General features: G+C 72.3%; 20 protein-coding genes. 8 read left to right on the top strand and 12 right to left on the bottom strand.

The window, feature by feature from the left end; translation table 11 throughout:
* Positions 1-5: 5 nt before the first annotated feature.
* A complete protein-coding gene (locus AB0M95_RS16790) occupies positions 6-977 on the bottom strand; it encodes a 4-hydroxy-3-methylbut-2-enyl diphosphate reductase (protein ID WP_363764844.1) in 972 nt (323 codons plus the stop codon).
* 186 nt (positions 978-1,163) lie between these two features.
* On the opposite strand from AB0M95_RS16790, the gene AB0M95_RS16785 reads away from it, so the two are divergent.
* The 3 genes from AB0M95_RS16785 to AB0M95_RS16775 are packed head-to-tail and all read left to right on the top strand — an operon-like array spanning position 1,164 to position 3,843.
* A complete protein-coding gene (locus AB0M95_RS16785; RefSeq protein ID WP_363764841.1) occupies positions 1,164-2,270 on the top strand; it encodes a hypothetical protein in 1,107 nt (368 codons plus the stop codon).
* 25 nt (positions 2,271-2,295) lie between these two features.
* Positions 2,296-3,567 (top strand): exodeoxyribonuclease VII large subunit, encoded by a 1,272-nt coding sequence (gene xseA, locus AB0M95_RS16780; RefSeq protein ID WP_358519289.1) that lies wholly within the window; start codon positions 2,296-2,298, stop codon positions 3,565-3,567.
* Positions 3,568-3,603: 36 nt separating this feature from the next.
* Complete coding sequence (locus AB0M95_RS16775) at positions 3,604-3,843, top strand: exodeoxyribonuclease VII small subunit (RefSeq protein ID WP_358519286.1); 240 nt, start codon at positions 3,604-3,606, stop codon at positions 3,841-3,843.
* A gap of 186 nt (positions 3,844-4,029) precedes the next feature.
* Here AB0M95_RS16775 and AB0M95_RS16770 read toward each other — a convergent pair whose 3' ends face one another.
* Together AB0M95_RS16770 and AB0M95_RS16765 are read right to left on the bottom strand one after the other, a co-directional pair.
* On the bottom strand, positions 4,030-4,602 hold the full coding sequence (locus AB0M95_RS16770; RefSeq protein WP_363764837.1) for a DUF4245 domain-containing protein: 573 nt from the start codon (positions 4,600-4,602) through the stop codon (positions 4,030-4,032).
* Positions 4,603-4,668: 66 nt separating this feature from the next.
* Positions 4,669-5,265, bottom strand: coding sequence for a TetR/AcrR family transcriptional regulator (locus tag AB0M95_RS16765; RefSeq protein ID WP_358519281.1), 597 nt, complete (start codon positions 5,263-5,265; stop codon positions 4,669-4,671).
* 144 nt (positions 5,266-5,409) lie between these two features.
* Here AB0M95_RS16765 and glpX point away from each other — a divergent pair, with 144 nt between their 5' ends.
* Positions 5,410-6,444, top strand: coding sequence for a class II fructose-bisphosphatase (glpX, locus tag AB0M95_RS16760; RefSeq protein WP_363764834.1), 1,035 nt, complete (start codon positions 5,410-5,412; stop codon positions 6,442-6,444).
* 20 nt (positions 6,445-6,464) lie between these two features.
* Here the strand turns inward: glpX and AB0M95_RS16755 are convergent, their stop codons facing one another.
* Positions 6,465-7,151, bottom strand: coding sequence for a DUF1707 domain-containing protein (locus AB0M95_RS16755; protein ID WP_363764831.1), 687 nt, complete (start codon positions 7,149-7,151; stop codon positions 6,465-6,467).
* Positions 7,152-7,330: 179 nt separating this feature from the next.
* On the opposite strand from AB0M95_RS16755, the gene AB0M95_RS16750 reads away from it, so the two are divergent.
* Complete coding sequence (locus AB0M95_RS16750) at positions 7,331-7,732, top strand: hypothetical protein (protein WP_363764828.1); 402 nt, start codon at positions 7,331-7,333, stop codon at positions 7,730-7,732.
* Positions 7,733-7,789: 57 nt separating this feature from the next.
* Here the strand turns inward: AB0M95_RS16750 and AB0M95_RS16745 are convergent, their stop codons facing one another.
* The 8 genes from AB0M95_RS16745 to AB0M95_RS16710 form a co-directional block, all read right to left on the bottom strand.
* Complete coding sequence (locus AB0M95_RS16745; RefSeq protein WP_363764825.1) at positions 7,790-8,989, bottom strand: MFS transporter; 1,200 nt, start codon at positions 8,987-8,989, stop codon at positions 7,790-7,792.
* 111 nt (positions 8,990-9,100) lie between these two features.
* A complete protein-coding gene (gene iolD, locus AB0M95_RS16740; RefSeq protein ID WP_363764822.1) occupies positions 9,101-10,942 on the bottom strand; it encodes a 3D-(3,5/4)-trihydroxycyclohexane-1,2-dione acylhydrolase (decyclizing) in 1,842 nt (613 codons plus the stop codon).
* Between the two features lie 4 nt (positions 10,943-10,946).
* Entirely contained in the window at positions 10,947-11,792 is an 846-nt protein-coding gene (gene iolB, locus AB0M95_RS16735; RefSeq protein WP_363764819.1) for a 5-deoxy-glucuronate isomerase, read from the bottom strand.
* Positions 11,792-12,676, bottom strand: coding sequence for a deoxyribose-phosphate aldolase (locus AB0M95_RS16730; RefSeq protein ID WP_363764816.1), 885 nt, complete (start codon positions 12,674-12,676; stop codon positions 11,792-11,794). The genes iolB and AB0M95_RS16730 overlap by 1 nt, the downstream gene beginning before the upstream one ends.
* A complete protein-coding gene (iolC, locus tag AB0M95_RS16725; protein WP_363764813.1) occupies positions 12,669-13,640 on the bottom strand; it encodes a 5-dehydro-2-deoxygluconokinase in 972 nt (323 codons plus the stop codon). The genes AB0M95_RS16730 and iolC overlap by 8 nt, the downstream gene beginning before the upstream one ends.
* Complete coding sequence (locus AB0M95_RS16720) at positions 13,637-14,527, bottom strand: TIM barrel protein (RefSeq protein WP_363764877.1); 891 nt, start codon at positions 14,525-14,527, stop codon at positions 13,637-13,639. Before AB0M95_RS16720 ends, iolC begins: the two co-directional genes overlap by 4 nt.
* Before the next feature lie 11 nt (positions 14,528-14,538).
* Positions 14,539-15,522, bottom strand: a complete 984-nt coding sequence (locus tag AB0M95_RS16715; RefSeq protein ID WP_363764810.1) for a Gfo/Idh/MocA family oxidoreductase — start codon at positions 15,520-15,522, stop codon at positions 14,539-14,541.
* A gap of 180 nt (positions 15,523-15,702) precedes the next feature.
* Positions 15,703-16,014, bottom strand: a complete 312-nt coding sequence (locus AB0M95_RS16710; RefSeq protein WP_363764807.1) for a hypothetical protein — start codon at positions 16,012-16,014, stop codon at positions 15,703-15,705.
* Positions 16,015-16,269: 255 nt separating this feature from the next.
* Between AB0M95_RS16710 and AB0M95_RS16705 the strand changes: the two genes are divergently transcribed.
* The 3 genes from AB0M95_RS16705 to AB0M95_RS16695 all read left to right on the top strand — a co-directional run bounded on the left by AB0M95_RS16705 (position 16,270) and on the right by AB0M95_RS16695 (position 22,289).
* Positions 16,270-17,925, top strand: a complete 1,656-nt coding sequence (locus AB0M95_RS16705) for a fumarate hydratase (RefSeq protein ID WP_363764804.1) — start codon at positions 16,270-16,272, stop codon at positions 17,923-17,925.
* A gap of 80 nt (positions 17,926-18,005) precedes the next feature.
* Entirely contained in the window at positions 18,006-19,244 is a 1,239-nt protein-coding gene (locus AB0M95_RS16700; protein ID WP_363764802.1) for a protein kinase, read from the top strand.
* Positions 19,245-19,286: 42 nt separating this feature from the next.
* Positions 19,287-22,289, top strand: coding sequence for a protein kinase (locus AB0M95_RS16695; RefSeq protein ID WP_363764799.1), 3,003 nt, complete (start codon positions 19,287-19,289; stop codon positions 22,287-22,289).
* Positions 22,290-22,332: the final 43 nt, after the last annotated feature.

Here is a 22,332-nt window from a genome sequence, read left to right as displayed (position 1 = left end):
CAGGGTCAGTGGGTGTTGGTGCGGAGGCTGCGGCGGAGTTCGTGCGGCAGGGCGAAGCGGACGCTCTCCGGCACCGACTCGACCTCCTGGACGTCCGCGAAGCCGTGCTCGGCGAGGCGGGCGAGCACGCCCTCGACCAGTTCCTCGGGCACGGAGGCGCCGCTGGTCACGCCGACCGTGGTGACCCCCTCCAGCCACTCGTCCTGGATGAACGAGGCGTTGTCCACCAGATAGGACGCGTCCGCCCCGGCGTCCTTGGCGACCTCGACCAGGCGCTTGGAGTTGGACGAGTTGGTGGAGCCGACGACGATGACGAGCTGCGCCTCCTGGGCGATCTCTTTCACCGCGACCTGGCGGTTCTGCGTGGCGTAGCAGATGTCGTCGCTCGGCGGGTCGATCAGGTTGGGGAAGCGCTCGCGAAGCCTTGTGACGGTTTCGGTGGTCTCGTCCACCGACAGCGTGGTCTGGGACAGCCACACGACCCGCTCGGGGTCGCGCACCTTCACGCTTCCGACGCCGTCCAGGCCGTCGACGAGCTGGATGTGGGCCGGGGCCTCCCCCGCCGTGCCCTCGACCTCCTCGTGGCCCTCGTGGCCGATCAGCAGGATGTCGTAGTCGGCGGCGGCGAAGCGCTTGGCCTCGTTGTGCACCTTGGTGACGAGCGGGCAGGTCGCGTCGATCGTCTTCAGCGACCGCCGCCCGGCCTCCTCGTGGACGACCGGGGCGACGCCGTGGGCGGAGAAGACGACGATCGCGCCCTCGGGGACCTCTTCGGTCTCGTCGACGAAGATCGCGCCGCGCTCTTCGAGCGTCTTCACCACGTGTGTGTTGTGGACGATCTGCTTGCGGACGTAGATGGGCGCGCCATACAGCTCGAGGGCCTTCTCGACGGTCTGGACTGCGCGGTCGACCCCCGCGCAGTAGCCGCGCGGCTTGGCCACCAGGACACGACGGGTCACAGGCGTCTCCGAAGTCATGTGCTCATGCTATGTGCTCGGGGCTTCCCGGGAGGCCATGAGCTTGTGTTACGTGGGCACGCACCGTTTATCTGCTTTCCTATGCTTGAGGGAGTGTGCGACGGCAGTGTCCGTCCGCCCCTTGCACTCAATCGGCACAGTTCAGGACAGACTGGCCGTCCATTTTCAGATCTTGTAGGAGCCGGCATGTCACTGAGCGACATCGTCCGCACCATGGCCAAGAACGTCCGGCAAACCATCACCAACCCCGGCGAGCTCAAGGAGAAGGCGAAGGACCTTCCCCTCACCGTGCTGCAGACCGCCCTCACCGGCGTCGGGCAGGCGCTGATGATCAGCGACCGCATCCGGTCGGGCATCAAGCGACTGCTCACCGATGACGACGAGGGGGCGCCGCGGCAGGCCAAGGCCGCGCCCGAGCCCGTCGAGCCCGTGGAGCCCCTCTTCTTCCCGGACGAGGAAGAGGAGGTGCGCAAGCCCGCCCGGCGCGAGCCGGTCATCTTCGCCCCCCGCGCCGCCGCCCCGGTGGAGGAGAGCGCCAACGGGTCCACGCCCAAGGCCGGGCCAGCAGTGACGCCGGTCCCGCCGGCGCCGCCCGCGCCCGCGATGAAGCCGGTGTCCGAGGCCGCGGCCCAGCCGAGCACGGAAACCGCCGCCAAGCCGGTCACGGACACCACGCCCGAGCCGGTCGCGGAACCCACTGCCGAACCGGTTTCGGAAGCCGCCAAGCCCACCCCTGAGCCCGCGGAGCCGGTCGCGAAGGCCGCCGAGCGCGCCGCGGCGGTCGTCGCCGAACCCGCCACCGAGCCCGTCGCCGCGCCCGTGACCGAACCCGCCGCCGAACCGGTTGCCGAGACGGTCGCCGAACCCGCGAGTGAGCCCGCCACCGTCGAAGACGCCTCCGTGACCCCCGAGGCGCAGACGGTGAAGCCCGCGCCGAGGGCCAGGAAGCCCCGCGCGGCCACAACCGCCAAGCCGGCCGCGAAGCCGCGGACGCGCAAGCCCAAGGTCGACGCCGGCGAACTCACCGACGCCGCCACCGCCGGCACCCCGGCGACCCCCGAGGCGGCCACGGCGACCGCAGCGCCCATATCGGAGGCGGGCACCACGTCCACCCTGGCCGAGCCCCTGCCCGGCTACTCCCAGCTGACCATGGCCTCCCTGCGCGCCCGCATGCGCGGCAAGTCCGCCGACCAGATCCGCGAGCTGCTGGAGTACGAGGGGCAGACCTCCGCGCGCGACGAGATCGTCCAGATGTACGCCAAGCGCCTCGCCAAGCTGGAAGCGGGAGAGTAACCGGGATCGTTTGTAGGCTGCCCGCATGGCCGCGAAGACTTCACCGGAGCAGCCGCTGCCCATCCGCTCGGTGTTGCAGATGGTGGCGCAGTGGATCGGCAAGCTCGGCACCGTATGGGCCGAAGGGCAGATCACCGAGCTGTCGTCCCGGGGCGGCACGGTCTTCCTGACGCTGCGCGACCCCGTGGCCAACGTGTCCGCCCGCGTGACCTGCCCGCGTAACGTCTACGAGACGGCCGTCCCCCGGCCGGTGGACGGCGCCCGGGTCGTCGTGCTGGTCAAGCCGGACTTCTGGGTCAACAGGGGCTCGTTCGCCTTTACCGCGCTGGAGATCCGCCCGGTGGGCATCGGCGAGTTGCTGGCCAGGCTGGAGCGGCTGCGGCAGATCATCGTGGCCGAGGGCCTCGCCAACGCCGACCGCAAGCGGCGGCTGCCGTTCCTGCCCGGCACGATCGGGCTGATCTGCGGCCGTGACTCGGCGGCCGAGCGCGACGTGCTGGAGAACGCCCGGCGCCGCTGGCCGGCCGTGCGGTTCAAGGTAGAGGCCGTCGCGGTCCAGGGCCCGTACGCCGTCGCCGAGGTCACCGAGGCCCTGCACAAGCTGGACGCCGACCGCGAGATCGACGTGATCGTCATCGCCCGGGGCGGCGGGTCGCTGGAGGACCTGCTGCCCTTCTCCGACGAGTCGCTCGTCCGGGCCGTCTCGGCGTGCCGGACGCCCGTCGTCAGCGCGATCGGCCACGAGCAGGACAACCCTCTGCTGGACCTGGTGGCCGATCTGCGCGCCTCGACGCCCACCGACGCGGCGAAGAAGATCGTCCCGGACGTCGGGGAGCAGATGACGCTGATCAGGCAGCTTCGCGACCGGGGACGGCGCGTGGTGATCGGCGGGCTCGACCGCGAGGCGTCCTGGCTGGCGGCGGTGCGCTCGCGGCCGTCGCTGGCCGACCCGGTCCGCGAGATCGAGCGCCGCGCCGAGCAGGTCGACGGCCTGCGCGACCGCGCGCGCCGCTGCCTGGGCTCGTCCCTGGACCGCGCCGAGGACGCCCTGGAGCACGTGCGCGCCCGCCTGGTCGCCCTCTCTCCCGCGGCCACCCTGGAACGCGGCTACGCGATCGTGCAGTTCCCGTCCGGCGAGGTCGTGCGGCGGGCGGCGGACGTGAGCGGCGGCGAGGAGCTCAGCCTGCGGTTCTCCGACGGCAGGGTGGGCGTCATGGTCTCCAAGCCGGGCGCCGACGAGCAGGGCGCCGGTCGGTCGGGCAGCGGCCGGCCGGGCGGCGGCGAGCCGGGCTCATGACCGGTCGTGGCGCCCCGATGCCCGTAAGGTGGGGACGTGGCCGAGCAGAAAGCTGAGACCCCGTCGTACGAGCGGGCCCGTGAAGAGCTGACCGACGTGGTGCGCCGCCTGGAGGCGGGCGGGCTCACTCTGGAGCAGTCGATCGAGCTGTGGGAGCGCGGCGAGCGGCTCGCCGCGATCTGCGAGGAGTGGCTCCAGGGGGCGCGCGTCCGGCTGGCGGCGGCGATGGCCCGCCGCGAGGAGGCCGAGGACGGCTCCGAGGAAGCGCCCTTCTGACCGCGGACGGCGCCACGGAGGCGTTCTAACCGCGCGGATGGCCCCCGGCCTGACCGCGCGGGCGACCCATGGCGCTCACACCGCTTCGACTTCGACGCGACCTGCCGCCGCCCCACGTCGTCCGTTCGTCCGTTCGTCAGGACCGGATCGGGGACGTCACGACGTCAGAAGCGGATCGGAGGGACGTCAGGAGGGGATCAGAGATGGGGTGGCGCTTCCCGGCGGGGCCGGGGTGGTGGTGAGCCTGGGCTGGGTCTTGAGCGAGCCCGCGAGCTGTGTGAGCTCGTCCCAGTCGGCCAGTCCCGTGACCACGATGGTGACGCCGGGCTGAAGGCTGATCAGCGTGCGCTGGTTCTTGTCCTCGCGGAAGCGCTGCTGCCAGGTCTGCCCGCCGATCTGCTTGCTGCCGATCACCTTGTCGCTGTTGGCGAGCCGGTTCGCGAACTCCTGCGCGGGCTCGTCGCTCTGGGCGAGCAGCGCGTGGGACCCCTTGGCGGTCGCGAAGCCGAGCCGCCAGGTGACGTACTTGTCCTGGTCGACCTCGGAGCTGTTGGGCGTCCAGCCGGCGGGGACCGGCTCGGGCGTCCTGACCTCGTACGGAGCCGCGCGCCGGAGGTTGTTGACGGTCATCGAGTAGTCGACCCGCGGGATGTGCGGAGTGCGGCTCTGCGGAGTGATCAGCAGGAAGATGCCGACGATCGCCAGACAGAACAGCAGGGCGAACGCGTACCCGTAGAAGCCTTGCGTGAAACGGCTCACGACCAGCAAGATTACCGGCCGCGACCGGCGGTCCGGGACGCGAGCCACCCCGCGGCGGGGTCCGGACTACGGGCGGTGGACCTGGCTGATGATCGTCAGGACGTTCTCGGCCAGCACGCGGGAGGCCTCGACGTCCTGGGACAGCGTGATCTCCGAGGTGGCCGCCGCCAGCGCCCCCGTGATCACCACGACCAGCGCGCCCTCGTCGTCCTCGAACAGGGCGGCGTTGCGCCGGGCCCACTGGCGCATGCGGTCGCGCATGATCACCTCGAACCCGGGCGGGCCGTCCCCGCGCAGGAACAGGGCCGCCAGTTCGCGCTCGTCGAAGCACCCTTCGAGGTAGGCGCGGGCTCCGGCGATGAACAGCCGCATCGGGTCGGTCTCGCCCTCGGCGCGCGCCGCCTGGACGGCCTGTTTGGTGCGCTGCGTCTGGCGGACCTGGAATTCCTCGAAGAGCGTGAGGTACAGGTCGGCCTTGCCGGAGAAGTGGTGATACAGGGAGCCCACGCTGGCCCCCGCACGGGAAACGACGTCGGTGACTCCGGCATCGGCGAAGCCGCGTGTGACGAATATCTCCCGGGCGGCGTCCAGCAGCGCTCCCCGTGTGGCGGCGCCGCGTTCCGAGGTGCGCACTGCCACCGGTCGTTCCGTGTCACTGCTCATGAGGGCGACAGTATCCCCCCGTCGGCCGCCGAAGTGAGACAACTACCATCGTTGGCGTCGGCTGGATTAAGAAGCAGGGAACCTGGTAGGTCCCGTACAGGGCGTCCCGATCGACGTTCGTGTGGATAAGAGGGGCTTTTCGCCATGTCGGAACAGACGTCCGTACCACCCGCACTCGCCACGGGCGAGCGCGCTCCCGATCGTAACCTCGCTCTCGAACTGGTCCGCGTCACCGAGGCGGCGGCGATGGCCGCGGCGCGCTGGGTGGGCCGCGGTGACAAGAACGGCGCGGACGGCGCGGCGGTGAACGCGATGCGCCAGTTGATCAACACGGTGTCCATGGACGGCACCGTCGTGATCGGTGAGGGCGAGAAGGACAACGCCCCCATGCTCTACAACGGCGAGAGCGTGGGCGACGGCAGCGGCGCCGCGTGCGACGTCGCCGTGGACCCGATCGACGGCACCCGCCTGACCGCGCTCGGCATGCCGAACGCGGTATCGGTGATCGCGGTGAGCCCGCGCGGCTCGATGTACGACCCGTCGGCGGTCTTCTACATGGACAAGCTGGTCACCGGGCCCGAGGCCGCGGACGCCGTGGACATCAACGCCCCGGTGGCCGTCAACATTCAGGCGGTGGCCCGCGCCAAGGACTGCTCACCGTCCGACGTCACGGTCGTGGTGCTCGAACGCCCCCGCCACGAGCGGCTCGTCAAGGAGATCCGCGAGACGGGGGCGCGCATCAAGTTCATCACCGACGGCGACGTCGCCGGGGCGATCATGGCCGCCCGCCGGGACACGGGCATCGACATGATGATGGGCATCGGCGGCACCCCCGAGGGCATCATCGCGGCCTGCGCGCTGAAGTGCCTGGGCGGCGTGATCCAGGGCAAGCTGTGGCCTCGGGACGACGACGAGCACCGCCGCGCGCTGGATGCCGGGCACGACCTGGACCGCGTCCTCACCACCGACGACCTGGTGACCTCGGATGACGTCTTCTTCGCGGCCTCCGGCATCACCGACGGCGAGCTGATGGCCGGGGTGCGGTACCGCTCCGGCGTCGCCGTCACGCACTCGTTGGTCATGCGCGGCCGCTCGGGCACCGTGCGCAAGGTCGAGAGCGAGCACCAGCTCTGGAAGCTGCGCGCCTACAGCGCCATCAACTTCGACACCGCCACCTGATCTTCAGCCTCGGCCCGATGTCAGCCCCGGCGGCCCCAGCCCCGCCGGGGAGGTTTGGGGGACTTCGCCACGACGTTTCCCATCATGATCATGCCGGTGATCTCGATGACGGGCGCGCCGGGCGTCGGCGACTTCGGTACGTGGTGCTTCTTCCCGCCCAGCACGGCCGAGGCAGGGATGATCACATGGACGTCCTCGGGGACGATCAGCGTCAGCGTCGCCCCCACCACCGTGGCCTGCACGGTGATGTGGGCGCTCTGGAGCAGCGCCTCGCGCAGGTCCAGGGTCACGCCGGTGCCGACGGCCGTCACCGAGTACCGCGAGGGCACGACCCAGCGGCCCTCCCGCTTCTCGGACCGGAACAACGCCATCACCGGCCGGCCGTCGGCGCGCAGGGGCTGGAGGTCCTCGGGCAGCAGGTCGGCGGTGAGCGCGGCCAGCTCGCCCAGCGTGCGGGCGCCGTACACACGCTCGACGCGCTCCTCGTGCTCCAGATGGGTCAGGCGGCCGTCCGCCACGGCGTCGCGCAGCACCGCCACCACGCGCTCGCGATCGTCGTCGGACGCCCGAAGGTCGGACGGGGCCGGCCCCGGGCCGTTCTGCGTGCTGCTGAGCACGCCCGTCAGGAACTGCCGCAGGGCCGGAACGCCCCGCTCGTTCCATCGGGCGCCCCAGCGATCATGGTGCGCTCCGCGCTCGGCTTCCACGATTCGACACTAACCGCCGTCACGCCCAGGGCGTACCCCCGCCGCGCCACGGGTCGAAAACCGCCAGGTCAGTACATCAGGACGGAAGATCAGCCAGAATCGTATGACCTCGGTCGTTCCGGCGGCGCCGCTCGCCGGAGGGCGCCGATCGCCGATCCGCGCCATAAGGAGCCCGCCGCGTGATCCACCCGGACGACGCCGCCTACTGGGCGTGCCCTCACGGGTACGACGCGCGTGCGGGCTGCGTCACCTGTTTCGTGGAGTCGACCGATCCCGACCCGGAATGGGTCGCCTGGGACGTCGCCGTGTGGTTCATCTCCCGCCGCCCGATCCCGGTTAAGACGCTGCGGGACGTCCACCGGCATGGCAGCCGCTTCAACCTGGACAAGCTCTCGGCTCCCCACATCTACCTGCTGACCGGACGGGCGCACGCCGCGCTCGGGGCGCAGGCCGTGGCCGGGCTGATCGGCTTTCTCCTCCACAACCGGCACGTGGTGGACGAGTTCACCGTGCAGGAGACCCGCGCCGTCCGCGTCTCGCCGCCGCCCGACGTCCCCGCCCGCGACCGCGTCTGGCCCTGAGCTCCCCTGTAGCGGCAGCGCCTTCGGCCCTCGCCCTGTCCGCCCTCCGCACGCCGATCAGGCCTGGGTCGGGTGATGGAGGCGGGCAGGGCGGTTCGGCTGGAAGCCGGGGGCCAGGGCGACGATGGCGGCGGCGAGGACCAGCGGGGCGGCGAACGCGACCTGGTAGTTCGCCGCGTCCGCGATGCCGCCCACCAGGGCCGCTCCCACGATGAAACCGACGTAGTTGAACATGTTGACGCGGGCGATGGCGACGCCCGTGCCCGCGGGGTCGAGCCGTCCGGCGGCCGAGAACGACTGCGGAGCCACCACCGACAGGCCGACGCCCGCTACCCCGAACGCGACGACCGCCAGGGGCTGGTTCGGCGCCGCGACGATCCCGGCGAAACCCAGCGCCGCCAGCGCCCCGCCGATACGGACGATCACCGCGGGCCCGTACCGGTGTACGGCCAGATCACCACCGACCCTGACCACGAACGTCGTCGCCTGGTAGGCCCCGAGCGCCAGTGGAATGACGGCCGCCGACGCGTCCATGATCTTGTCCATGTAGACGGAGCCGAAGTTCGAGATCGACGCGTCCCCCACGTACAGGAACGCCATCGCCAGGCACAGCGGCAGGATCGGCCTCCAGGGGAAACGCGGCGACGCCGAGGACCCCGGAGGAAGCGCGTCCGAGACCGGCTCCACATGCTCCTCCTCGGGAGCGCACAGCGTCGGCCCCGCGACCACGGCGACCACGACGCCCGCCGCCATCGCGACCGCGAACGTCGCGGGAAGGCCGAGCCCCATCACGCCCGCCGCCGAAGCCCACGCCGCGCCGATGACGGCGGCGGCACTCCACAGCGCGTGGAACCCGGTCAGGATCGGCCGGCCGTACCGGCGTTCGACCGTCACCGCCTGCATGTTCATGCCCGCGTCGACAGACCCGAGGCACAGCCCGAACAGGACGTTGGCGGCGACGAGCTGGGGGACGTTCGCGGCGAGTCCGGCGAGCACGACGGCCGACCCCGCCAGCGGCTGCGCGATTCGCAGTACGACCCGGCTGCCGCGTCGCTTGGCGATCTCACCGGCCAGAACGCTGCCGACGCCCGCGATGACCGGCACCACCAGCAGCAGGATGGACAGCTCGCCATCGCTGAGGCCGTGCTTCTCCTGCAGCGCGGCCACCTGGGTGAGCAGGGTGGCGAACGTCAGGCCCTGGACGAAGAAGACGGCGAACGTGGCGAGGCGCGCGCGCCGGTCTCGGGAGGTGGGCACCGCGGCCTCCACTGGAACATGAGCCTGGTTCAAGTTCGGTAAGGCTACGGTTACGCCCTCAACCGGTCAATGGGCCCCGGGACGGCCGGCGTTGCGCCCGCGGGGTGGGGGTCAGAGGTAGGGGCGTTGGGCGCCTTTGTGGTCCTCGTAGGCCTCGCGCAGCGCGGGGGTCGTGGAGGTTTCGGCGATCGGGACGTCCCACCAGGCCGTCGTCTCCGCGCTCGGGCCGGGGACGGTCTCCACATGGACGACCGTCGTGGTCCTGGCCTCGCGGGCCTTGAGCAGGGCGACACGGAAGCTGTGGGGATCGGTGGCGCGCAGGACGTCCGCGCCTAGGCTGGCCGCGTTGGCGGCGAGGTCCACGGGCAGGTACGCGCCCTCCAGGTGACCCTCAGGCGAGCGCACGCGGTAGGACGTGCCGAGCCGCCGCGCGCCGACCGACTCCGACAGCCCGCCGATCGAGGCGAAGCCGTGGTTGTCCACGATGACGACGACCAGCTTGAGCCCTTCCTGGACGGCGGTGGCGATCTCCTGGGCCATCATGAGGTACGACCCATCGCCGACCAGGACGAACACCTCGCGTTCCGGCGCGGCGAGCTTGACGCCGAGGCCGCCCGCGATCTCGTACCCCATGCACGAGTAGCCGTACTCGACGTGGTACGCCTTCGGGTCGGAGGCTCGCCACAGTTTGTGCAGGTCACCGGGCATCGACCCGGCGGCGTTGACGACCACCCCGTCCGTGCCCGCGACCTCGTTGAGCACGCCCAGCATGACCGGCTGCGTGAGCGCCTCCCCGGCCTGGAGCACCGCGACCTTGGCCCGCCAGTCGCGGCTCAGCCCGGCGGCGCGCGCCGTCCACGAGGGGTCGGCCCGCCAGCCGCCGAGGTCGAGCACCGCGAGCCCCTCGCGGGCGTCGCCGACGAGCATGATCCCGGCGTGCTTGGCCGCGTCGAACGCCGTGACGTTGAGGTTGACGAAGCGCGCGTCGCCGAAGAGGGTGCGCGAGGCGGTGGTGAAGTCGGTGTAGCGGGTGCCGACGCCGATCACCAGGTCGGCCTCGCGGGCGACGGTGTTGGCGGCGGCGGTGCCGGTGTGCCCGATGGCGCCGAGCGCGCACGGGTGGTCGTCCGGCAGCGCGCCCTTGCCCGCCTGGGTCTCGCCGACGGGCACCCCGTGCTCCTCGGCGAACGCGGTGAGCTCGCCCCACGCCTCGCTGTAGATCACGCCGCCGCCGGCGACGATGATCGGGCGCCGGGACGACTTGACGACCTCGACGGCACGCTCGACCGAGGCGGCGTCCGGGATCGGCCGGGCGACGTGCCAGACGCGGCGTTCGAACAGCTCGGCGGGCCAGTCGTGCGCCTCGGCCTGGACGTCCTGCGGCAGGGCCAGCGTCACGGCGCCGGTCTCGGCGGGATCGGTCAGGACGCGCATGGCCGCCATCAGGGCGGACGGGAGCTGCTCGGGCCGGTTGATCCGGTCGAAGAAGCGGGACACCGGGCGCAGGCAGTCGTTGACGCTGACGTCGTACGACCGCGGGTCCTCCAGTTCCTGCAGGACGGCTCCGGCGGCGCGGGTGGCGAAGATGTCGCCGGGCAGCAGCAGCACCGGGATCCGGTTGATCGTCGCGAGCGCGGCTCCGGTCACCATGTTGGTGGCGCCGGGGCCGATGGACGTCGTGCAGGCGTAGGTGGACAGCCGGTTGCGGGTCTTGGCGTAACCGACGGCGGTGTGCACCATGGCCTGCTCGTTCCTGGCCAGGTAGTACGGCAGCGGGTCGTGGAGGCCCGCGCCGCGCTCGGCGAGCGCCTGGCCGATGCCGGCGACGTTGCCATGCCCGAAGATCCCGAAACAGCCGGCGATGAGGCGTTGCTCCACTCCGTCGCGCTCGCTCCACTGCTCGGCGAGGAACCGCACGAGCGCCTGCGCCACGGTCAGCCTGACGGTCTTCATGCCGTCACCTCCCCTTGGGCTCGGCGGGCGGGGTCATGGGGACGCGGGGGTCCACGGGCTGGTCCGCCCAGGTGGAGCGGATCCAGGCGTGGCGGGGGTCGTCGCAGAAGGCCATGGACCGCTTCTCACCGGGACCGGCGAGGACGTTGAGGTAGTACAGGTCGTAGCCGGGCGCCGCCATGGACGGCCCGTGGTAGCCGTGCGGGACGAGGACGACGTCGCCGCAGCCGACCTCGGCCAGCACGTCGATCGGCCGGCCCGGCACGCCGTACACCCGCTGGTAGCCGGGGCCGCCCTCGAAGTAGTAGATCTCCTCCAGCACGGCCTCGCCCTCGCCGGGGGTGTCGTGCTTGTGCGGCGGGTAGGACGACCAGTTGCCGCCGGGGGTGAGCACCTCGACGGCCATGAGCTTGTCGCACTCGAACGCCTCGGGCGCGCAGAAGTTGTTGACCTGGCGGCTGGCCTGCCCGGCCCCGCGCACCTCGACCGGGACGTCCGCCGCCGCGCCGTACCGCACCGGCAGGCGGCGGGTGGCGCGCGCGGTGGGCATGCCGAAGCGGCCCCGGCCGGTGACGCGCGCCGTGGCCCCGACGGGCAGGTACGCGAAGTCCGTGACGCCGGCGAAGACCGACTCACGCCCCTGGAGCTCCAGGCGTTCGCCGTCGCACTCGACGACGCAGGAGCCGGAGAGCGGCACGACCAGCATCTCTTCGTTGCCCGTCTCGAACTCGACCGTCTCGCCGGAGAGGTTGAGCGCGCGGAGCCCGGCGTACGTCCAGCCGGCGCTCGCGGGGGAGATCCACAGCGCCCAGGGAGCCGCCGCCGTGGAACCCGCGGGGATGTACGACATCAGGACACCTCCAATAGACCGGCGGCGATGTCGACGGCCGCGGCCACATCGTCGTCTGGAGGGTAGAGCAGCGCGCGCCCGACCACGAGCCCCCGCACGCCGGGAAGCCGCAGCGCCTTGCCCCAGGAGGAGTAGACCTGGTCGGGCGCGGCGGTCGGGTCGCCGCCGAGCAGCAGGGTGGGCAGGGTGGTGGCCTCCATGACCCGTTCCATCTCGTCGATCACCGGGATCTTCAGCCAGGTGTGCGCGGAGGTCGCGCCGAGCGCCTGCCCGACGTGGATGGAATGGATCACCCCATCCGGGGACAGGTCGTTCCGGATGCCGCCGCCCGCGTCGCGGCGGGACCAGAACGGCTCCACCATGGCGACGAGCCCCTGCCGCGCGAGGCTCGTGACGGCCCCGGCGCACGCCTCCAGCGTACGGGCCGTCTCGGGCGAGTCGAGGCCGACGCGGCACAGCATCTTGCCGCCGTCGAGCCCCATGCGGACGATCGTGTCGGTGTCGTAGGCGGTGAAGCGGTCGTCGAACTCGAACGCGGCGCCGTGGATTCCGCCGCGGTTCATGGACCCGATGACCACCTTGTCGTCCAGGGCGCCGAGCAGCAGCAGGTCCTCGACGATGTCGGGGGTGGCGAGCAGGCCGTCGACGCCGGGCCTGGCCAGCGCGACGCGCAGCCGGTCGAGCAGGTCGACGCGGCTCGCCATCGCCATGGGACGCCCGCGCACGGCGAGCGCGCCCCGGGCGGCGTGGTCGGCCGCGATGATCAGGAGCTGGTCGCGCCCGGCCAGCAGCGGCCTTCGCCGGCGCTCGGCGGCGGCCTGCGCGATCTTCTCCGGGTAGCGGGCGCGGTACTCGGAGAGCCTCCCGCGGTCCTCGTCACGCATCGATCCCCCTCGCGTGGTCGCCGTCCTCGACGAGGCGCGCCAGCACCGCCTCGACCTCCTCGATCGTGGGCATGGCGGGGGCGCAGGCCAGCCGTCCGGCGACGATCGCCCCGGCGGCGTTGGCGAACCGCAGCGCCTGTTCCAGGCCGCGCCCGGCGAGCAGGCCGTCGCACAGCGCGCCACCGAACGCGTCGCCGGCGCCGAGGCCGTTCACCACCTCGACCGGCACGGGCGGGACCACGACGGTCTCCTCCGCGGTCATGCCCAGCACGCCGCCCGGCCCCTGCTTGACGACCGCCACCTCGACGCCCATGCCGAGCAGCGCCTTGGCCGCCTCCCGCGGGTCGCGCGTGCCGGTGGCGACCTCGCACTCGTCCAGGTTGCCCACGGCCACGGTGACGTGCCGCAGGGCCTCGCGCACCCAGCGCCCCGCCTCGTCCGGTGAGGACCAGAACATGGGGCGATAGTCGAGGTCGAGGACGGTGAGCGGCGCCCGTCCGCGCGCCTCCCAGGCGGCGAAGTGGGCGCCGCGCGAGGGCTCCTCGGACAGGCCGGTGACCGTCGCCCAGAACAGGCCCGCGCGGCTGATCGCGGCCACGTCCAGTTCGTGGGTGTGTATCTCCAGGTCGGGGGCCTTGGGGAAGCGGTAGAAGTACAGCGGGAAGTGGTCGGGCGGGTGGATCTCGCAGAACGTGACCGGCGTCGGCAGCCCGGGCACCTCGGTCACGTACCGGTCGTCCACGCCGTAGGAGCGCAGCGCGTCGTGGACGAACGCCCCGAACGGGTCGGCGCCCGTCCGGCTGATCACGGCGGCGTCGCGGCCGAGGCGGGCGGCGGCGACGGCCACGTTGGTCGGGCTGCCGCCGAGGTACTTGCCGAAGGTCTCGACCTCGCGCAGCGAGACGCCGATCTGCAGGGGGTAGAGGTCGACGCCCACCCTGCCGATCGTGAGCACCTCGGTCATGCGCGGCCTTCCGCCGGCGAGCCGGGCGAGGCGAGGGAGGCGAGGTACGCGAGGCTCGCGCGGACCTCGGCCTCGGGGCCCTCGCCCGCCGGGGGCTCGGCGTCGAGGATCAGGTCCTGCTCCATGACGTACCAGCCGTCGTATCCGGCGGCGGTGAGCGTGGACACGATGCCCGCGACGTCCACGTCGCCGCGTCCGAGGGGCCGGTACATGCCGGCGCGGACGGCCTCGGTGTAGGTGAGCTTTCCGGCGCGCACCTGGGCGGCGAGCGTGGCGTCCACGTCTTTGAGGTGAACGTGTGCGACTCTTGCAGCGGCCCTGGACACCAGGTCGAGCGGGTCGGTGCCCCCGATGAGAAGGTGGCCGGTGTCCAGGCAGAGCGGCATGTCCGACCCGTCGAGCACGCGGTCGACCTCCTCCCGGGTCTCGATCATCGTCCCGACGTGCGGGTGCAGGGTGATCGCCCGCCCGAAATCGGCGGCCTCGGCGAGCAGCCGCCCGAGGTTGCCGAGCAGGGTCTTCCAGCCCTCGTCGTCCAGCACCGGGCGCGCGTCGTAGCCGTCTGCGCCGGTCGCCGCGGCGAGCACGACCGTCTCGACGTCGCCCTCGGCGAACGCGCGCAGCGTGGCGCGGGCCTCGGGGACCGGGTCGTGGCCGGGGTCGTGCAGGACGACCGGGACGAAACCGCCGATGCCGCGCAGCCCGTAGGAGTCCAGCAGCGTGCGGCGGTGCTCGGGGGACGGCGGAAGGAAGCCGTCGGGGCCGAGCTCGGTGGCGGTGAGGCCGAGCGCGCGCATCTCGCCGAGCACGCGCTCCCGGTCGAGCTGGTACCCCCAGCCGGGCACCTCGCACACGCCCCAGGAGATGGGCGCGGCCGCGATCTTCAGAGTCAGGGCGGTCACGCGGTCACCTCCGCGACGCGCGCGGGCCTGCCAGTGCGGCGGGACAGCTCGGCGGCCTCCGCCACGCGCAGGGCGGCGAGGGCGTCCTCGGCGGTGCAGGGGCTCGGGCCGCCGTCGCGCACGGCGGCGAGGAAGGCGCCGATCTCGGCGATGTACGCGGCCTCGAAGCGGGCGCCGAAGTCGGGCCAGGGCTCGCCCTTGGGGAAGTCGACGGCGGGCTCCGCCGAGGTGAGGGGCACGCGCTCGTCCAGGCCGACGACCATCGTGCCCCGGGTTCCGGCCAGCTCCATGCGCACGTCGTACCCCGCGCCGTTGTACCGCGAGCCCTGCATCGTGACCAGGGTGCCGTCGTCGAGGGTGAGCAGGGCGGCGCTGGTGTCCACGTCGCCGGCCTCGGCGAAGAACGCCGCCCCCCGGTTGGCGCCCGTGGCGAACACCGACTCGACCTCGCGGCCGGTCACCCAGCGCAGGATGTCGAAGTCGTGGATGTGGCAGTCGCGGAAGATGCCGCCCGAGAGCGGGACGTACTCGGCCGCCGGGGGGCGCGGGTCGGCGGTCAGCATGTGGACGCGGTGCAGATCGCCGACCTCGGCGGAGCGCAGGGCCGCGCGGGCGGCGGCGTACCCGGCGTCGAAGCGCCGCTGGAAGCCGATGTGGACGAGCACGCCGCCGTCCTTCGCGGCCTCGGCAACGCGGGCGGTCTCCTCCAGGGTCGGGGCGACGGGCTTCTCGCAGAACACCGGGATCCCGGCCGCGCAGGCCTTCAGGATCAGCTCGGCGTGCGTGGAGGTGGGGGTGGCCACCACGACGGCGTCGGCGTCGAAGGCGTCACCGGCGACCGCGCCGACCCGCGCGGCGACCTCCTCGGCCCTGGTCGCGTCCGCGTCCGCCACCACCAACTCGCCGACCTCGGGGTGGGCGGCGAGCGTCGCGGCGTGGAACGCCCCGATCCGGCCGAGACCCAGCAGACCCACACGCATACCGCCTCCGCAGCTCTTGACGATCCGTCCCCAGTTCTAGGTACCAGAGTGCGCGGAGTCAATAGTTTGTCCTGACATTCAGATGAACTGTGGTCTTGGCCAACTCACCAGCCGATGCGCGCCGGACCGGGCCCGGACGCCGTCCGTCCGGGCGGGACGTCCGGGTCCTTCCGAGCCGGTTCACCACCAGCGAGCCCGCCCCGGGACGGCCCGCCTGTGCTCGTGCGTGCCCACCGGCCTGAGGTCGTCGCCCGCGAGCTCGCGGCCGGTCCACTCCGGATGCTCGCCGCCCGCGTCCCCGCGGATCTCCGCGCGCCGGGCGGGGCCGGTGAGCGCGCGCTTCTCGGACGGCGCGCGGCGCTCGGGGCGCACCGGCCACTGCGCGTGCTCGCCCTTGATGCCGTTCAGGACGATGGTGACGAGCGCGACTCCCAGGGCGGCGGCCACCACGAGAACCCCGAAGATGACCACGACGATATAGCCCGGATCCATGATTCCCCCGATCTTGGATGTCGCGCGTACCTTCATTATCGAACGCGCATATTTGGGTATTCGCCCCCTGGCGCCCAGAAGACGTAAGCAGCGCACCACGATTCCCCCAAGAGCGGAGGCCCCCGGGTAAGGAAGACCCCGGCGATGGCCGTACTCTGCACTGGGCGGCGGCGATCGCGGACGAATCGCGGACGAGGAGCCCTTGCCGTCCCCATGGCGTCCACGAGTCCAGGAGTACGAAGGAGTACAGGCGAGATGCCCGGATTCGACTACACCGACCTTCTTCCGCTGGGCCCCGACGAGACGGAATACCGTCTGATCACGGCCGAGGGCGTGCGGCGGGTCGAGGCGGCGGGCCGTACGTTCCTCGAAGTGGACCCGGAGGCGCTCCGGCTGCTCACCGAGACCGCGATCCACGACATCTCCCACTACCTGCGCGCGTCCCACCTCGCCCAGCTCCGCAAGATCATCGACGATCCCGAGGCCAGCGGCAACGACCGGTTCGTGGCCCTCGACCTGCTCAAGAACGCGAGCATCTCGGCCGGCGGCGTGCTGCCGATGTGCCAGGACACCGGCACCGCCATCGTCATGGGCAAGCGCGGGCGCCACGTGCTCACCGACGGCGCCGACGCCGAGCACGTCTCGCGCGGCGTGTACGACGCCTACACCAAGCTCAACCTGCGCTACTCCCAGATGGCGCCGCTGACCATGTGGGACGAGAAGAACACCGGTGACAACCTCCCCGCCCAGATCGAGCTGTACGCCGAGGACCCGCACGGCCACCCCGACGAGTACAAGCTGCTGTTCATGGCCAAGGGCGGCGGCAGCGCCAACAAGTCGTTCCTCTACCAGGAGACCAAGGCGGTCCTGAACGAGAAGCGCATGCTGGCCTTCCTCGAGGAGAAGATCCGCTCGCTCGGCACGGCCGCCTGCCCGCCGTACCACCTCGCCGTGGTCGTCGGCGGCACCAGCGCCGAGTTCGCGCTCAAGACCGCCAAGTACGCCTCGGCCCGCTACCTCGACACGATCCCCACCGAGGGCTCGACGTCGGGGCACGGCTTCCGCGACCTCGAAATGGAGAAGAAGGTCTTCGAGCTCACGCAGCGGCTCGGCATCGGCGCGCAGTTCGGCGGCAAGTACTTCTGTCACGACGTCCGGGTGATCCGCCTGCCCCGGCACGGCGCCTCGTGCCCGGTGGCCATCGCCGTCTCGTGCAGCGCCGACCGGCAGGCCCTCGCCAAGATCACGCCTGAGGGCGTCTTCCTGGAGAAGCTGGAGACCGACCCGGCCCGCTTCCTGCCCGAGACCACCGACGAGCACCTGTCGGACGATGTGGTCGCGATCGACCTCAACCGGCCCATGAGCGAGATCCTCGCCGAGCTGACCCGCTACCCGGTCAAGACCCGGCTCTCGCTGACCGGCCCGCTGGTCGTCGCCCGCGACATCGCGCACGCGAAGATCGCCGAGCGCCTGGACGCGGGCGAGCCGATGCCCGACTACCTCAAGGACCACGCGGTCTACTACGCCGGGCCGGCCAAGACGCCCGAGGGGTACGCGTCCGGCTCCTTCGGCCCGACGACCGCCGGCCGCATGGACTCCTACGTCGAGCGTTTCCAGGCCGCGGGCGGCTCGCTGGTCATGCTGGCCAAGGGCAACCGATCCAAGCAGGTCACCGACGCCTGCAAGACGTACGGGGGCTTCTACCTCGGCTCGATCGGCGGCCCGGCGGCCCGGCTCGCTCAGGACTGCATCAAGAAGGTCGAGGTCCTGGAATATCCGGAGCTGGGCATGGAGGCCGTCTGGAAGATCGAAGTCGAGGACTTCCCGGCGTTCATCGTCGTCGACGACAAGGGCGACGACTTCTTTCAGGACAGCACCGGCCCCGTGCTCACGATCGGCCGCAGAATCTGACTGCTTTTGACAGAAGCTCTCAACAGAGAATCGGCATGGCCTCTACAGGCGGCGATAAACGAATCGGTAAGCTGCCCCCCATGCGCGCCCCGTCCGGATACGAGCTGGCCTCGCGATACCGGCTTCTCGAGCCCGTAGGGCGTGGCGGCATGGGCACGGTGTGGCGCGCCCACGACGGGCTGCTCAACCGCGACGTCGCGGTAAAGGAGGTCCGGCTCCCGCTCGTCCTCGACGAAGACCTGCGCGCGGAGCTGTGCGCGAGAACCGAACGCGAGGGCCGGGCGACCGCCATGGTGACCCACCCCTCGGTCATCACGGTCTTCGACGTCATCACCGAGGACGACCGGCCGTGGATCGTCATGGAGCTCCTGCACGCCCGCTCGCTGGAGGAGCTCGTCAAGCAGCAGGGGCCGCTTCCCGCGCGCCGGGTGGCCGAGATCGGCCATCAGGTGCTCGGCGCGCTGCGCGCCGTCCACGCCAAGGGCATCCTGCACCGCGACGTGAAGCCGAGCAACATGCTCGTCACCGAGGACCGCGTGGTGCTCACCGACTTCGGCCTGGCCGCGCTGGAGGGCGACGCGTCCATCACGCAGGCCGGCATCGTCCTCGGCTCGGCCGGGTACATCGCGCCCGAGCGCGTCCTCGGCGACCGCGCGAGCCCGGCGGCCGACCTGTGGTCGCTCGGCGCCACCCTGTACACCGCCGTCGAGGGCCGGGGCCTGCACGGGCGCCGGACGGCCGCGGCGGCGCTGGCCGCGCTCACCAGCGGCGAGCCGATCCCCATGGAGCTGGCGGGGCCGCTGGCGCCCATCCTGCGCGGGCTGCTGCAGATCGACCCCGAGGCCCGGCTGGACGCGATGCGGGCTTCGCTCATGCTCGCGCGCGTCGCGGCGGGCGGGTCGGCCGAGGAGCCCCTGGGCGGCCCGGCCCACCGCACGGCCCCGCACCGGCAGGCCGCCGTCATGGGCGGCGCGCCGCAGTCCTCGCCTGCCAACGTGTCGCGTCCGCCGCACGGCGCCGCGCCGGCGCCGCGCAAGACGTCCCATCGCGGCCAGCACCGCGCCGACCACCGTACCGACCACCGGCCGGAGCGCCCGCTCGTCGCGCCCACGCCGACCACGACCTCCGCTGGGCCGGTGCCGATGCCGCGCGCGCCGCGCCGGTCGTCCGAGGGATCGCACCGCAAGCCGCCCGACCCCGCGCTGGGCCGCCGCCGCACTCCGGCGAGCTCCGAGACGAGCCCGATGAGGCGGCAATTGTCCGCACTTGTGAAGATTCTGCTTCCGCGTCGCCTGTGGCCAAAAAACATGCGTAAGTGAGGCGAAAGCAATTCCCAAGACGGAATCGCTATCTTCTTACTCATGCCGGAACAGCAGACGCGGTTGCTCGCCTCCAGGTACGAGCTGATCGCTCCCCTCGGCCGGGGGACGATGGGCACCGTCTGGCGGGCTCACGACCGCCTCCTCGGCCGCGACGTCGCCGTCAAGGAGATCCGCCACGATCCGGGGCTCAGCGAGCTGCAGCGCGACGAGCTGCGGGAGCGCATGATCCGCGAGGGCCGGGCCGCCGCGAAGATCACCCACCCCTCCGTGGCGACCGTCCACGACGCCATCGTCGTCGACGGCAGCCCCTGGATCATCATGGAGCTCGTCGAGGCCAGATCGCTGGACCAGGTGCTCGACGAGGAGGGACCGCTGCCGCCCCGGCTCGTCGCCGAGATCGGGCTCGACCTGCTCGGAGCGCTCGGCGCCGCCCACGACCAGGGCATCCTCCACCGCGACGTCAAACCCGCCAACGTCCTGCTCACCGAGACCGGGCGCGTCGTCCTCACCGACTTCGGCATCGCCAAGGCTGAAGGCGACAGCAACATCACCGAGACCGGCATGGTGATCGGCTCCCCCGGCTACACGGCCCCCGAGCGCGCGCGGGGCGACCACACCGGCCCCGAGTCCGACCTGTGGTCGCTCGGCGCCACCCTGTACTTCGCCGTCGAGGGACGGCCCGCGTACGAACGCCGTACGGTCGGCGAGACGCTCGCCGCCCTGATGACGGAACAGGCCGACCCCGCGACCCAGGCAGGTCCCCTCCGGCCCGTCCTCGAAGCCCTCCTCGAAAAGGACCACACCAAGCGCCTGACCCGCGACCGCGCCACCGCCCTCCTCCGCGCCATAGCCCGAACCCCCGCCACCCCCGCACCCTCCACCGACACCCCCACCCCAAAGCCGAAGCCAGCCACCACACCAGCCAAACCACCCCCCACCACAAACCAACCCCCCACCCCACCCGCCCGCCCGGCGAACCTCTCCACCGACTCCGCGAACCCCACCCCCGGTTCAACGAAAACTCCTCCCACCGCAGCCACGGCAAACGCCACCCCCAACCCGGCGGCCCCACCGGCCCACCCCGCGAACCCCACTCCCGCCCCAGCGAAGCCCGCCCCGGCTTCAGCCAGGCCCAGCACCACTTCCGCGAAGCCGGGCCCCGGTTCAACGGAACCTCCTCCCGCCGCAGGCACGGGCCAGAACACCAGCGCCGGCAGGAGGCCGGCTCACCAGCCCGCAGGCACGCCCGCAGCGGCCTCACAGGCGAGCCCGCCCACAAGCCGTCGGCCCGCCTCATCCGCCGACGGCGAGGGCACATCCTCCGCTGCGGACCCCAACCCCAGCGCCGGCAGGAGGCCGGCTCACCAGTCCGTAGGCGTGCCCCTGGCGGGTTCGGGGACCAGGACGCCGGTGGAAGCGGCCGGGGAGGCGGGGAGCGGTGGCGCGTGGGAGCCCCGTGACGCGGACGGCTCGGAGCCGGATCCGAACCAGACGATGGTGGTCATCCGTCCCAAGGGCGGACTACGCATTCCCGGCGTGAACCCCCAGACGCCCCCGAATGGTCCGACCACCGGTAAGGCTTCCGCCGGACCCACCCCGCCCGCGCCCGCCGCCGTCGATCGCGCGGCGGACGACGGCCGCGACGGTGCCGAGAACGAGGACGAGGACGACCAGGCCACAATGGTGGGCCTGCTCCCTCCCATGACGGCCGGGGGCCCGTCATCGGGTACGGCCGGGAGCATCCCGTTCCGCACGTCCGGGCCCTCTTCGCCGCCGCCAACCGCTGGGGTGGCGGGGCCGTCGCAGCATGTCGCGACCCCGCACGGACGTCCGGCAGGTTCTCCCGGCCGCCCCGCAGCCGACGGCCGTCCGGCCGCGTCCGTCTCTGACGCGCCCACGCGCCCGCCAGCCCCCGCGCAGGTCACCGCGCAGGTCACCGCGCCGTCCATGCAGGTCGCACCACGCACGTCGACCGCGCCGTCGGACGCCACCCCGCCCACCGGCTTCGCCGCCTCCGTCGCGTCCTCCCAGGCCGATGCGCCGTCCAGACCTGTGTCCACCCCCGGGACGCGTACGCCTGCGGCGCCCGGCGTCTCTCCGGCGTCGGCGACACCCGCACCGGGCTCGGCGGCCCCCGCATCCGGGATGCCCTACGGAGAAGACCCCCAAGCAGAAGGCGTCCACCAGGAGAGAGGCCTCGGTACCGACCTGTTCTCCTTCCAGGGGACGGCCGCCCCACGGGGCAACAGCCCGGTGGGGATGATCGTCCTGATCGTCGTGGCCCTGCTCGGCCTGGTGGCCATCGCCATGCTCGCCGCCGCCGCGCTCTCCGACACCGGGGGCGCCAAGGGTTTGGGTCCGCTGGGCACCTCCGGCGACGGCGGTTCCGTCACGGGGCCGAGTACGCCGGGCCTGGCGACCGACACCGAACCCGTCAGCGCCTCGGCCCCCGAAGGTCAACCCGCCCCGGGCGCGGCCCCCGACGGGCGGCCGATCTCGGGCACGGCCCCCGAGGTGCGACTCGCCCCGGGTGCGGCTTCCGGGGAGCAGCCCACCCCGAGCACGGCCCCCGCCGCCGGCTTCCGCCGCTACGAGGACCTGAGCGGCTACGCCATCGACCTGCCGGAGGAGTTCCAGAGCACGGTCAAGGGCCGCAGCGTCGGCTTCGGCGCCGACGGCGACGTCCGCGCGGCGCGGGTCAGCCGCTCGCCGGAGAGCAGCGCCGACATCCTGAACACGGCCAAGGCGGCGGAGGCACGCGCGCTCGCGGCGGGCACGTATCCGGGGTACGAGCGGCTGCGCCTGACCATGACGCGCCCGACGCCGTACCCGGGGACGGACGTGGCCGACTGGGAGTTCACCTACACCACCGCCTCGGGCCCGGTCCGCGTGCTGTCGCGCTGGGTGGCGGTGCCCGGCGGCTCGACGTACGCGATCTACTGGTCCACCCCTCAGTCCCGGTGGGACGCGCACTGGCCTCAGCTCGCGGCCGTCCTCGCGTCCTTCCGCCCGGCCCGGGCCGGCGCGCCCGGCGGCTCCTAGAGCAGGCCGGGCTCACCCTCTCCTAGCCAGGATCACCCCATCC

It is taken from the genome of Sphaerisporangium sp. NPDC051017, assembly GCF_040683095.1.
Classification (GTDB): Bacteria; Actinomycetota; Actinomycetes; order Streptosporangiales; family Streptosporangiaceae; genus Sphaerisporangium.
This window is presented reverse-complemented; position numbering and strand designations above follow the sequence as displayed.